The organism is uncultured Marinobacter sp., from assembly GCF_963974375.1.
Lineage (GTDB): Bacteria > Pseudomonadota > Gammaproteobacteria > Pseudomonadales > Oleiphilaceae > Marinobacter.
This window is the reverse complement of the sequence record NZ_CAXBDN010000134.1, coordinates 1-11,273: the sequence shown is the minus strand read 5'-3', so window position 1 is coordinate 11,273 and position 11,273 is coordinate 1. Positions and strand designations below refer to the sequence as shown.

Genomic DNA, 11,273 nt, shown 5'->3' with positions numbered 1-11,273 from the left:
CCCGCCTCTTCGTCGTCTTCAACGATCAGGAGCCCGGCAAGCCCCGCGTAACTTTGAAATCCTACGCGCCCGCCCCGCTCACCATGGGCATGGGAGTGGTACCAGAACAGGCCAGCCCGGTCCCACACGTCGAACCCAACCGTCATGGTTTCACCGGGTTGAATGGGTAGCCTTGGCTGTCCGTCGACATCGGACGGCACATGAAGCCCGTGCCAGTGTACGGTGGTGTCCTCCGGAAGCTCGTTGTGAATATGGATTTTTACCCTCTGACCACGGCGCAGCCGGATTGTTGGGCCCAGATAGCTGTTTGTGTTTTCAGTGAGGGTGTTTTTCGGCCCTTTCAGCAATTCTGCCTTATAACGCCAGACTTCACTGGGTGTGCCTGGAAGTATGGATACCGAATCGGGCGTGGCACGAAGGGCCAGTTCAACATCGTATTCCTCTGAATCAAGGCCGAGCGTTACGGATTCAGTTGCTCTCACACCGCCGTCACAGCCAGTGAGCAGAAATCCAGGCGACAGCGCGAGAAATAAGCCAGTGCCCGCCGCAGCCTGAAGGACTGTGCGCCGGTGGACACGTTTATCCCGATTCATTACTTATTCCTCAGATATTTGATCAGTGCCAGAATCGCAAGAATCAGGAGCACAACCAGAAGAATCATGACAATCATCATGAAGATCCCCATACCGCCCATGCCCTGCATCATGTTGCCACCCATCATGCCCTCTCCCATGCGACCGGGCTCGTCGGCAAGAGCAAAGAAGGGCAGGAAAAGCCCCGCCATCAACATAATTAGCTTCTCAAAAACCGTCATCACAGCGTCTCCTTATTTTTGCCCCACTTAATTGAGGACAGAGCATGTTGGATAAGTGTGGTGTACCGCCCCCGATCTGACAACGCATGAAAAACATTCCTTGACATTAAAGTTCACTTTAAGGTTATGGTTAAGGTCAGTCATTGACCACTTGGTTTGAGGTGCAGGAATGAAAACGTTCAATATCGGCGAACTCTCTGAAAAAAGCGGCGTGGCCAGTCATGCGATTCGCTTTTACGAGCGGGAAAATCTCATGCCCGAGCCCGCCCGAACACAGTCGAATTATCGTCGTTACCCCGAGGATGCGATCGCCAGGCTGCAGTTCATCATTCACGCCAAGCAATGGGGTTTCACCCTTGATGAGATTCGTGAACTCCTGATGCTTCAGGACGCCAATGGCGATCGTGCTGAGGCCAAGCGCATCGCAAAGAAGCAACTGGAAAAGATACGGCATCAAATCCAGAGCCTTTCCCGCATTGAAGCGGTCCTGTCAGAAACCCTGGAGGAATGCTCCGGTGAAGGACCAATGGACGGCTGCCCGATTGTCGAAGCGATCGCCCAAAAAGGGTAACGCTGCCAGTCGCCTGCGTATGAATTGATTTAAAGGCACGGAGTTAGCCGTGCCGAGGAGCCAAACGGGTATGCAACGAATAGAGATCCGTGTTGATGGAATGTCTTGCGCTTCGTGCGTTGGGCGGATCGAAAAGGTGCTTATGGGTCAGCATGGCGTTGCGGAAGCCCAAGTAAATTTGGCGTCCGGAAAAGCCACCGTGGAATTCGATCAGCCCGCCACGCCAGCTATGCTGGTCGACTCAATCAGGGATGCGGGTTATAAGCCGCGGGTACAGTCGGCCGAAATTCCGGTCATCGGTATGACCTGTGGCTCCTGTGTTTCCCGGATTGAGCGGGCATTGAACAAACAGCCCGGCATGATCAAGGCCAGTGTCAATCTGACCACCCAGAAAGCGTTTGTGGAGTTCCTGTCTGATACTCTGTCAGTGCCGCGAATCCATCAGGCGATCCGCGATGCGGGGTATGAACCCCAGGCGCCGGACGCCAGTAGCGAAACGGAAGAGCAGGACAAGGAGGGCATCGACCTTCGACGGAAAGTGATTTTCGCTGCAGCGCTGACTATCCCGGTAGTCCTGATTGCCATGGGCAAGATAATTCCTGCTCTGGAGGCTCTATACGCCAGCCTCCTGCCCCATCGCGGTTGGGTGGCAGTTGAATGGCTCCTGACCACGCCCGTAATGTTTTACGCTGGGGCACGGTTCTTCCGCTCCGGCTACGCTGAACTGCGTCATGCCAACCCTGGTATGAGCAGCCTGGTCATGATCGGCACCAGTGCCGCTTATTTCTACTCCGTGGCGGCACTATTTGTTCCAGGATTCTTTCCTGCGGGCACGGCTCAGAGCTATTTTGAGGCGGCGGCGGTGATCGTGACGCTCATTTTGCTGGGGCGCTACTTTGAGCACATTGCCAAAGGCCGGACCTCTGAGGCGATCAAGAAGCTCTTACAGCTGCAGGCCAAAACCGCCCGCGTGATTCGGAACGGGGATGCCGTCGAGGTACCCATCGAATCGGTGGTGCCTGGCGACCGTATCCAGGTGCGCCCGGGCGAACGAGTTCCTGTTGATGGCGTGGTGGAAGAAGGTCAATCCTACGTCGATGAATCGATGATCAGCGGTGAACCGGTGCCGGTCGCCAAGCAGAGGGATGCTGAACTGGTGGGTGGGACCATCAACAAGAATGGTTCACTGACGTTCCGGGCTACCCGGGTGGGTGCGGACACGGTCCTGGCGCAGATCATCAGAATGGTGGAATCGGCCCAGGCCGATAAACCCCCAATTCAGGAGCTGGCCGATAGGATTGCGGGAGTTTTCGTACCCATTGTGATCCTGCTCGCGATCCTCACGTTCGCCACCTGGTTCATCTTCGGCCCCGCTCCGGCATTGTCCTTTGCTTTCGTCACGACGGTCAGCGTGCTGCTGATCGCCTGTCCTTGCGCGATGGGCCTGGCGACGCCAACAGCCATTATGGTCGGAACCGGTAAGGGCGCCGAAATGGGCGTGCTGTTCCGCAAAGGGGCGGCCCTGGAGACACTGTCTCGGATGGACACCATCGTCCTCGATAAAACCGGCACCCTGACTCGGGGCCAGCCAGAGCTGACAGATTTCATACTGGTGGAAGGCCGCGAGGATGAGGTCCTGGCCTGGGTTGCAGCTGTGGAGACCGAAAGTGAACATCCGATCGGGGAAGCCATCGTCAAGGGCGCAAGGGATCGCGGGCTCACGTTGCCCGCGACCAGTGAATTCCAGGCGGAGCCGGGCTATGGCATTCAGGCACAGGTGGCCGGACGCCGGGTCAATGTGGGCGCGGACCGTTATATGCGCCGCCTCGGTATCGACCTGGCCAGCGTCGCCGACAGTGCCGTGTCTCTCGCTGAAAAAGCCAAATCCCCGCTGTATGTTGCCGTCGATGGCCGCCTCGCCGCACTGATTGCCGTGGCCGATCCTCTCAAGGACGGCTCGGTGGAAGCGATTGCCGCGCTCAAGGCTTCAGGGCTGAGTGTAGCCATGCTCACCGGTGACAATCGCGCCACGGCCGAGGCGATTGCGCGGCAAGCCGGCATCGAACGGGTGCTTGCGGAGGTATTGCCGGACCAGAAAGCGGCCGAAGTGAAGCGCCTGCAAAAAGAAGGTGCCCGGGTTGCTTTTGTGGGTGACGGTATCAATGACGCACCGGCCTTGGCGCAAGCCGATGTGGGTATCGCCATCGGCACCGGTACCGACATTGCCATTGAGGCCGGCGACGTGGTTCTGATGCGCGGCGACCTCCGAGGCATCGTGGATGCCGCAGCGCTCTCCCAGCGCACCCGCAAAACGATCCTCGGCAATTTTGTCTGGGCCTACGGATACAATCTGGCACTGATCCCCGTGGCCGCAGGTGTTCTATTCCCGTTTACCGGTTACCTGCTCAATCCCATGCTGGCTGCGGGTGCTATGAGCCTTTCCAGTGTATTTGTGGTGACCAATTCCCTCCGGCTGGGCCGGTTCAAATCCAATAGCGGAGACTCTGCGGCTAGCAATATCAGCGAAAGCGGAGCCGCACAGGCCAGCGTCTCGTAAGAGGCCTGGCACACAGAATCAGGAGATTGACATGATGACAAATGAGGCATGCATGTTTGGAATGGCGGGAATGGGGTTGATATCCCTTTTGCTCATCGTCGCCCTGGTACTTGGCGTCGCAGCCCTCGGCAAGTACCTGTTTTCGAAAAACAGGGACGATTCTGGACGCGCGAGTAAGAACGCCAGAGGAGATTATGACTACCACCCTGAAGCATGAATTTCATCGGGTACCCATGGCAAGCATGGGAGTTAGACCGAACGCAAAAGCAAAAATAGTCGGGGTTATGCTCTTGCTGGCTGCACTGGCTGCGATCTATTGGGTCATGCTGGAGACCGGAGCATTGACCACCGTGACCAACAAGGCGGCCTTGTCGGAATGGATTGACCAACTGGGGTATTGGGGGCCGGTGGGTATCATTGGCCTGATGATCACGGCCATTGTCCTGAGCCCGATCCCCAGCGCCCCGATCGCCATGGTTGCCGGTGCAGTCTATGGATCGCTTTGGGGAACAGTGATCGTGGTTATCGGTGCTGAGGCCGGCGCACTGATCGCTTTCGCCATTGCTCGATCCTTGGGGTACGACGTTATCCATCGCTGGAAGCGACTACGTCCGGTATTGAATTGGCTTGGCAAGGAACGCTCTCAGGGCGCATTGATGCTTGTCATTTTTACATCAAGGTTGGTGCCTTTTATCTCCTTCGATGGGGTCAGCTATGCAGCGGGCTTGACACCACTCGCGTTCTGGCGCTTCGTGGTCGCAACGCTGGCCGGTGTTATTCCGACAGCGTATTTGATCACTGCGTTTGGTGGCTTGCTCATGGCCTCTGAGTCCGGGGTGGTGACGGTGCTTCTGATTCTGGTCAGTGGCATTACCCTGTTACCGATTGTTGCCAAGCTGCTCATGGCTCGCCTAAGGCACCAGAAAGCGTCCGAACTTGCATGATAGAGGTTGGGTTGAAGGCGCCTTGGCAAATACTCATCCCGCACAGCAGGACAGCTGTTTCACGTCTTTGGTGAAGGTTTGCGCGCAGAGCTTGAGGCCTTCCACCATGGTCAGATAAGGAAACAGTTCATCGCCGATGTCCTGCACGGTCATCCGTGACCGAAGTGCAATGACTGCCGTCTGGATCAGTTCACCGGCTTCCCCGGCTACCGCCTGCACCCCCAGCAAGCGTCCCGAATCGCGCTCGGCCACCATCTTAATAAAGCCATGGGTGTTGAAATTCACCAGCGCTCGCGGCACGTTTTCCAGATCCAGCAGACGGGTGTCCACATTGTAGCCCTGCTTGAGCGCTTCGGCCTCTGTCAGGCCAACTGTGGCGACCTGAGGATCGGTAAACATCACCCCCGGCATGGCGCTGAGATCCAGGGTGGCCTCGCCTCCCGTCATGTTGACCGCAGCCCGGCTGCCCCCGGCAGCGGCGACGTAGACAAACTGCGGCTGATCGGTGCAGTCACCGGCGGCATAGACACCGGGGACCGTGGTTTGCAGTTGCCCATCTACCTGAATCGCGCCACGGGAGGTTTCCACACCGATGCCCGCCAGGTTCAGGTTTTCGGTATTGGGTATCCGGCCGGTCGCCACCAGCAGTTGATCAGTTCGTAAGGTACCGGCATTGGTCTCGATAACGAATTCATTGTCGGTATAGTCCACACGGCTGGCCTGGGTCTGCTTGAGCACCTCGATGCCCTCGCGCCTGAACGCCGCCTCTATGGCCTCACCGATGGCGGGTTCTTCACCGGATAGCAGGCGGCTGCGGGCCAACACGGTGACCTTGCTATCCAGCCGGGCGAACGCCTGGGCCAATTCCAGGGCAACAAAACCGGCGCCGATCACGATCAGCCGTTCAGGCACAGTAATTAATGCCAACGCACTGGTGGAGGTGAGATAAGGCGTCTCAGCCAGCCCCGGTATCGACGGCTCTGCGGGACGGGCGCCAGTGCCAATAAAGGCGCGATCGAAATGGACGTTCTGTTCGCCGCCCTCGTTCAACTGGACCACCAGGTTATTGGCATCGACAAACCGGGCTTCACCGTTCAGGACCGTGATTGCCGTCTGGTCGCGCAGAATCCCTTCGTACTTGGCGTCGCGCAGTTCCTCGACACGCGTCTGCTGTTGCTGAAGCAGTTTCGCCCGGTCCACCTTCGGTATCTGGGCGCTGACGCCCCCGTCAAATGGGCTCTCCGTGCGCAGATGCGCGATATGGGCGGCACGACTCATGATTTTCGACGGCACGCAGCCGGTATTCACGCAGGTACCACCAATAATGCCGCGCTCGATCAGGGTGATGCGGGCACCGCGCTCCGCGGCCTTCAGGGCAGCCGCCATGGCTGCGCCGCCGCTACCAATCACAGCGATATGCAGGTTATTGTCACTATTCATTCCGAGTTCCTTGTATTACTGGGGCATTGTCACGGCAGGCGCCGAGTCGCGTGTAACAGAGGGCGCTTGGAGTCCTTTATCACAACTCACTTACTGTCCGTTTCCAGGGATTTCAGGGTGGAGGGATAGCCGACATCGCCCGTTGCCTGGGTTAAGGCTTCCACCGATGTTCGTGTGTCGTCAAAGGTAACCACGGCTTCTCGATCCGGATAGCTCACGTCGACTTGTGAAACACCGTCCACCTTGTTCAAGGCCAGCTTGATGGTAATGGGGCATGCGGAACAGGTCATCCCCGGAACTGAAAGCGTCACTGTCTGCATGGCGGCCCACGAGGGCATGCTGAGCAGGGCGAAAAGCAACGTCATGGCAAAGCGCATTTTCATGGGACAATCTCCTTTCAATAAAACAGAGGAAGGGCATAGGGAAACAACAGGGCGACCAGTATCAGTGCCGTTACTGCCCAAAAGATCACCTTATAAGTCGTTCGCACCCGTGGTACGGCACACACTTCACCGGGTTGACACTGTTCCACTGGCCGGAAGATTCGACGCCAGGCGAAGAACATGGCCACCAATGCAACGCCGATGAAAATCGGGCGGTAAGGTTCAAGAGCCGTGAGGTTGCCCATCCAGGCACCGGAGACACCCAGCGCGACAAGTACCAGCGGTCCGAGACAGCAGGCCGAAGCCAAAAGGCCCGCAATACCGCCCGCAGCCAAGGGGACACGCCCCGATTTGGAATTCGGCATAACGCTGACACCTTTCATGGTTTCATTCGATGAGATAAGATTACTTCCGTAGTCAGCTACGGAGTCAAGGGGTATGCCGGATAAAGCGAATTCATTGACCATCGGTGGCCTGGCTAAGGCTGCCAACGTCCATGTCGAGACAATCCGCTATTACCAGCGGCGACGTCTAGTACCGGAGCCGGAACGTCCTCCAGGTGGTATTAGGCGCTATGGTCCAGCTGATATCGAGCGGTTAATGTTCGTGAAAACGGCTCAGCAGCTGGGCTTCAGTCTTGTCGAAATCAGTGACCTGCTACAACTTGAAGATGGCGCTCACTGCCAGGAGGCCAGCGCTCTGGCCGAGCACAAGTTGCGGGACGTGCGTGAGAAAATCGACCAACTGGGGAGAATCGAGAAGGTACTGGGCGAGATGGTTGAGCAGTGCCATGCCCATCCGTACAATATTACCTGCCCATTGATTGCATCATTGCATGAGGGGGCAGTGGGGGGGAGCGATCAACGTGAAAGAACATGATTTTCACTCGACTGAGGGCTCGAGGGAGAGCGGATGTTTTATCCCCGGATAGTCCCCACACCCAAGCTTCTGAGGAACTTATGTGCGCCGCCAACATCTTACTCTGGTAGCCGAATTGGCGGATACGGTGATGGAGCGTGTCTGTTTGCACTTCCGCCAATGTAGGTTAAAGTGGGCGACTATCTTCCCACGCGGAAGATGTTTTAGCTGTTCTGTAATCAGGATATCAGTGCGATGACCACACGGCTTATGGGACTGGCAGTACTACTGCTCGTGGCTCTTCTCCCCGTTGCACAGGGAGTTGCCGCGACCTCTTTTGAAGCGGAACCCATGGCCGAGGCTTGTGTCATGTTGCCAGACACCCAGGTGATGCATGACTGCGCCGGGCTCAATGCCGAGGGCAGCTGCAGTAGCCCGTGTTCAACGTCCCATGTCGGGAAATCTGCAATTAGAGACTCGGTAGTGCTGTTATCTTCCCCCTGCCCGAAAGGCTATTCTTCTCATTCCGGCCGTGTACTTTCTGGCCCAGACCCTTTTCCTCCCAAGTAATCAACAGTCTCCTGAACCTTTGATTACCAGAGGCTTTCGCTTCGAGTGCCTGTCGTTTGGCCTTGCGCGGTAGACCACCACGTAGGCAGCTTTGCTGGTGATTTTATCGACTGATGAATACATGAAAACGGGAACGTATCTGTGATGTCATTCTATCTGGAATACCCGGTGCGCGGCATGACCGTGCTCTGCCATAAGCTTTCGATGGCACTTTTTTTGAGTTTATTCGCTGCCTTGGCCTCGGCGTCACCACCAATGGACCCGGGAATCAAGGCACTGCAGGAGAGAATCGGTTTTACGGTGACTGAACGCTTCTCCACGCCAGCCGAGGGCGTGACCGGCTATGTTGTAAAGACCGGCGACGGGAAAACCGGAATCCTCTATGGTCTCGGTGACCTCACTTTTTCCGGCGCACTTCTGGAGAGTGATGGCAACGATCTGACCAGCGAATATTCCGCTCGTTATATACCGAAGCCGACGTATTCGTCGGTTGCCGAGCAGCGCTCCCGGGACCCCCATCTGGTGATCGAGGGCGGTAAAGATGCCCCTGAGGTCTATATCTTCGCGGATCCCAACTGCATTTTTTGCCACAAATTCTGGCAGCAAACCAGGGATTGGGTTGCGGAGGGGAAAGTCAGGTTGCACTGGGTCATGGTCGGGTTTCTCAAACCGTCCAGCCTGGGGCTTTCTGCAGCAATCATGAACGCAGAGGATCGAGCCGCGGCGCTCCAGGTGTTTGAGGAAAACTTCGGAAAAAGCGGTGACGGCCGCGGCATTTCTGAACTCACTCCGATCCCGGCCGACCTTCAACAGGCCCTCGAACAACACGGTCAGTGGATGGCCGAGGCGGGTTTCAGCGGGACGCCAGGGCTGCTGTTCAAGGACACGAGCGGACAATGGCGGGGCCAGACTGGTGTGCCCAGCCAGGAAGCGCTCGGCAGGATGCTGGGAGTCACTGAGTAATGGATCAGCTGCCCTCATTACTCAGTGACTCCCAGCATCCTGATGGCGGTTATGGCAGGTCTACTGCTCAACCTGACGCCCTGTGTTCTGCCCGCGATTCCCATCAAGGTCCGGACCATCCTGCGGGAGGCGGGCGGCCAGAGGTCCCATCGGGTGCTGGCCGCGTTGGCATTCACGGCCGGAACACTCACCTTTTTCCTGACGCTGGGCGGCCTGACCGCACTGCTGCAGTGGAACTGGGGCACGTTGTTCCAGTCAACGCTATTCGTGGCCGTCCTGGTTGCGTTAATGGTCGGGTTTGCGGTGATTACCTGGCTCGATCTGCCCATCCCCGTCCCGACATTCGCCGCCTCGGCGCATGGCCGGCGTTACTTTGAAGCCTATGTATCCGGGCTGTTGAGTGCGATTCTGGCCGCGCCCTGCGCAGGACCATTCCTCGGTGGCGTTCTGGCCTTTGCCGTTACCCAGCCGACACCGGTCATCATGGGGATATTCGGCAGTATCGGGCTGGGGCTGTCGTTGCCCTACGCGGTACTGATGCTCAGGCCCGAGTGGCTGAGCCGGTTGCCCAAGGCGGGCCCCTGGACCCTGGCCATTCGTGAAGTGCTCGCGCTGATATTGCTGGCCGCCGCCGTCTTTTTCAGCGCGAGCCTGGTGCCCAAAGCGGTATACCCCTGGCTGTGGTGGGCCTGGCTGGCGCTGGTGCTGGTCTGGGGTCTCCGTCGTTTCGTTCAGGGGAGCGGTGCCGTTCGCGTGATCACTGCAACGGCGACAGGCCTTGCCCTTGCGGTGACAGTGGTATTCGCATCTCCGTTGGGCAGCGGCGAAGACGAACTTGTCTGGCAGCCCTACTCCGCAGAACTCCTGGCGGACACAAAAGCCCGGGACACACCGTATTTGCTGGAGTTCACTGCCGATTGGTGCATCAACTGCAAGGTCCTGGAGCGCACCGTGTATAAAGAGCCCGCTGTGGCTGAAGCCGTAGCGCGGGCCGGCATGGTGCCGATTCAGGTTGATGTGACAGCAAGCGATCCCGAAAAAGACGCATTGTTAACCGCAACGGGAGGGCAGGCTTTACCTTTTGCGGCGATTTTTGACGCTGACGGCACCGTTGTCGCCCGTTTCACTGGGCTATTTGATACCGACAGCCTGGTCGAGGCGATCAACCGCACCGAGAACTCACAACGCTAGCTACTGGAGATGAACCATGACAACCCGAACCAAAGTATTGCTGACCGGCGTAGCGGTTTTTCTGATCGCGATCGCGGCGTTCACGTTGATCGGTACCAATTCCGGAAACGCTCCTGGCTCGGCCCAGACCGAACGAGCCAATTCCGACCCCCAGGCACCAGTTGCCCGCACGGGGTTGGCAGATTCTTCCGATAAGGTCCGCCTCAATCTTGCGGAAGGCGGCAAAGCCCTGATAGGGGAGACCGGTGAAATTATTCTGACACTGGACATTGAATCGGGCTGGCACGTGAACGCCAACCCGGCCTCCATGGAGTTCCTGATTCCCACCGTCGCCAGTTCTTCGGTCAACGGTCAGTCGCTTGACATCCCGACCCAGTACCCCCGCGGCAGGGTCAGTGACATCACACTGGGTGACACCGCCCTGGAGGTGTACGACGACGGTGCGAGTATCCGGCTGCTGCCAGACGAAAAACAGACCGCCGCGCTGAAAGAGGCAGGCAAGCTAGACATGACGGTACGGGTACAGGCCTGCAGTGACGAGGGCGTTTGCCTGGCACCAGCTGACCTGCCCGTTGCGCTGAATCTGGACGATATCAAGCCACAATAAACCGGGACTCCCTTCGGAAAACAACTCAAATGGAGAATGACTGTGAACAGTGTATTCAGAATTGCTGATTGCCATGGTTGCCCAGGTCAGCACCAATGCCATGGCCCATTCCATGGAAGATGTGGAGGCCTCGTTGAACGAGAAAGAGCGGTATGCCCAGTTTGTGGATCAGCCGGCCCCTGAATTTGATCTTACAGGCGTTGATGGCAATACCCTTGCCCTTGCCGACTTAAACGGCAAAACCGTTGTGCTTAACTTTCTCTACACGCGCTGTACCGAGGCCTGCCCTTTGCATATGAACCTGATCCGGCAGTTGCAAACCGGGGTTGAAGAAGAAGGGCTGAGTGAAGAGGTGGTGTTCATCACCATTGCCAC

Annotated in this window: 14 protein-coding genes; 9 read left to right on the top strand and 5 right to left on the bottom strand. The window is 57.5% G+C overall.

Going from position 1 to position 11,273, the window contains the following annotated elements; genetic code table 11:
• Both AAC035_RS12290 and AAC035_RS12285 read right to left on the bottom strand, forming a co-directional pair.
• The coding region (locus AAC035_RS12290; RefSeq protein ID WP_339804565.1) for a multicopper oxidase domain-containing protein at window positions 1-593 on the bottom strand (593 nt) is incomplete at its 3' end.
• Entirely contained in the window at window positions 593-814 is a 222-nt protein-coding gene (locus AAC035_RS12285) for a hypothetical protein (RefSeq protein ID WP_339804563.1), read from the bottom strand. The genes AAC035_RS12290 and AAC035_RS12285, both read right to left, overlap by 1 nt.
• A 169-nt stretch (window positions 815-983) precedes the next feature.
• Here AAC035_RS12285 and AAC035_RS12280 point away from each other — a divergent pair, with 169 nt between their 5' ends.
• The 4 genes from AAC035_RS12280 to AAC035_RS12265 all read left to right on the top strand — a co-directional run bounded on the left by AAC035_RS12280 (window position 984) and on the right by AAC035_RS12265 (window position 4,886).
• Window positions 984-1,385 (top strand): MerR family transcriptional regulator, encoded by a 402-nt coding sequence (locus AAC035_RS12280; RefSeq protein WP_248236283.1) that lies wholly within the window; start codon window positions 984-986, stop codon window positions 1,383-1,385.
• 70 nt (window positions 1,386-1,455) lie between these two features.
• Window positions 1,456-3,942 (top strand): heavy metal translocating P-type ATPase, encoded by a 2,487-nt coding sequence (locus AAC035_RS12275; RefSeq protein WP_339804554.1) that lies wholly within the window; start codon window positions 1,456-1,458, stop codon window positions 3,940-3,942.
• Window positions 3,943-3,973: 31 nt separating this feature from the next.
• Window positions 3,974-4,159, top strand: a complete 186-nt coding sequence (locus AAC035_RS12270; RefSeq protein ID WP_041334534.1) for a hypothetical protein — start codon at window positions 3,974-3,976, stop codon at window positions 4,157-4,159.
• Window positions 4,137-4,886 (top strand): TVP38/TMEM64 family protein, encoded by a 750-nt coding sequence (locus AAC035_RS12265; protein WP_091704929.1) that lies wholly within the window; start codon window positions 4,137-4,139, stop codon window positions 4,884-4,886. Before AAC035_RS12270 ends, AAC035_RS12265 begins: the two co-directional genes overlap by 23 nt.
• Before the next feature lie 33 nt (window positions 4,887-4,919).
• On the opposite strand, the gene merA is transcribed toward AAC035_RS12265, so the two are convergent.
• The 3 genes from merA to merT all read right to left on the bottom strand — a co-directional run bounded on the left by merA (window position 4,920) and on the right by merT (window position 7,074).
• Window positions 4,920-6,326 carry a mercury(II) reductase gene (gene merA / locus AAC035_RS12260; protein ID WP_339804546.1) on the bottom strand — a complete coding sequence of 469 codons (1,407 nt, stop codon included), beginning with the start codon at window positions 6,324-6,326 and terminating at the stop codon, window positions 4,920-4,922.
• Window positions 6,327-6,412: 86 nt separating this feature from the next.
• The gene (merP, locus tag AAC035_RS12255; protein WP_339804543.1) at window positions 6,413-6,709 is read right to left on the bottom strand and encodes a mercury resistance system periplasmic binding protein MerP; all 297 of its coding nucleotides are present in this window, start codon (window positions 6,707-6,709) and stop codon (window positions 6,413-6,415) included.
• Between the two features lie 14 nt (window positions 6,710-6,723).
• Window positions 6,724-7,074 (bottom strand): mercuric ion transporter MerT, encoded by a 351-nt coding sequence (gene merT, locus AAC035_RS12250; protein ID WP_011784885.1) that lies wholly within the window; start codon window positions 7,072-7,074, stop codon window positions 6,724-6,726.
• Between the two features lie 73 nt (window positions 7,075-7,147).
• Between merT and merR the strand changes: the two genes are divergently transcribed.
• The 5 genes from merR to AAC035_RS12225 form a co-directional block, all read left to right on the top strand.
• The gene (gene merR / locus AAC035_RS12245; protein ID WP_339804540.1) at window positions 7,148-7,588 is read left to right on the top strand and encodes an Hg(II)-responsive transcriptional regulator; all 441 of its coding nucleotides are present in this window, start codon (window positions 7,148-7,150) and stop codon (window positions 7,586-7,588) included.
• 693 nt (window positions 7,589-8,281) lie between these two features.
• Window positions 8,282-9,100 (top strand): thiol:disulfide interchange protein DsbG, encoded by an 819-nt coding sequence (gene dsbG / locus AAC035_RS12240; RefSeq protein ID WP_339804538.1) that lies wholly within the window; start codon window positions 8,282-8,284, stop codon window positions 9,098-9,100.
• Window positions 9,101-9,151: 51 nt separating this feature from the next.
• Entirely contained in the window at window positions 9,152-10,291 is a 1,140-nt protein-coding gene (locus AAC035_RS12235; protein WP_339804535.1) for a cytochrome c biogenesis protein CcdA, read from the top strand.
• Between the two features lie 16 nt (window positions 10,292-10,307).
• On the top strand, window positions 10,308-10,898 hold the full coding sequence (locus tag AAC035_RS12230) for a protein-disulfide reductase DsbD domain-containing protein (RefSeq protein ID WP_094625685.1): 591 nt from the start codon (window positions 10,308-10,310) through the stop codon (window positions 10,896-10,898).
• 49 nt (window positions 10,899-10,947) lie between these two features.
• A partial coding sequence (locus AAC035_RS12225) for an SCO family protein (RefSeq protein ID WP_339804530.1) occupies window positions 10,948-11,273 on the top strand: 326 nt, incomplete at its 3' end.

Bases quoted from the DNA above. Each gene is read 5' to 3' on its own strand.
- AAC035_RS12285 (WP_339804563.1), bottom strand. From the start codon at position 814: ATGACGGTTTTTGAGAAGCTAATTATGTTGATGGCGGGGCTTTTCCTG.
- AAC035_RS12280 (WP_248236283.1), top strand. From the start codon at position 984: ATGAAAACGTTCAATATCGGCGAACTCTCTGAAAAAAGCGGCGTGGCC.
- AAC035_RS12275 (WP_339804554.1), top strand. From the start codon at position 1,456: ATGCAACGAATAGAGATCCGTGTTGATGGAATGTCTTGCGCTTCGTGC.
- AAC035_RS12270 (WP_041334534.1), top strand. From the start codon at position 3,974: ATGATGACAAATGAGGCATGCATGTTTGGAATGGCGGGAATGGGGTTG.
- AAC035_RS12265 (WP_091704929.1), top strand. From the start codon at position 4,137: ATGACTACCACCCTGAAGCATGAATTTCATCGGGTACCCATGGCAAGC.
- merA (WP_339804546.1), bottom strand. From the start codon at position 6,326: ATGAATAGTGACAATAACCTGCATATCGCTGTGATTGGTAGCGGCGGC.
- merP (WP_339804543.1), bottom strand. From the start codon at position 6,709: ATGAAAATGCGCTTTGCCATGACGTTGCTTTTCGCCCTGCTCAGCATG.
- merT (WP_011784885.1), bottom strand. From the start codon at position 7,074: ATGCCGAATTCCAAATCGGGGCGTGTCCCCTTGGCTGCGGGCGGTATT.
- merR (WP_339804540.1), top strand. From the start codon at position 7,148: ATGCCGGATAAAGCGAATTCATTGACCATCGGTGGCCTGGCTAAGGCT.
- dsbG (WP_339804538.1), top strand. From the start codon at position 8,282: ATGTCATTCTATCTGGAATACCCGGTGCGCGGCATGACCGTGCTCTGC.
- AAC035_RS12235 (WP_339804535.1), top strand. From the start codon at position 9,152: ATGGCAGGTCTACTGCTCAACCTGACGCCCTGTGTTCTGCCCGCGATT.
- AAC035_RS12230 (WP_094625685.1), top strand. From the start codon at position 10,308: ATGACAACCCGAACCAAAGTATTGCTGACCGGCGTAGCGGTTTTTCTG.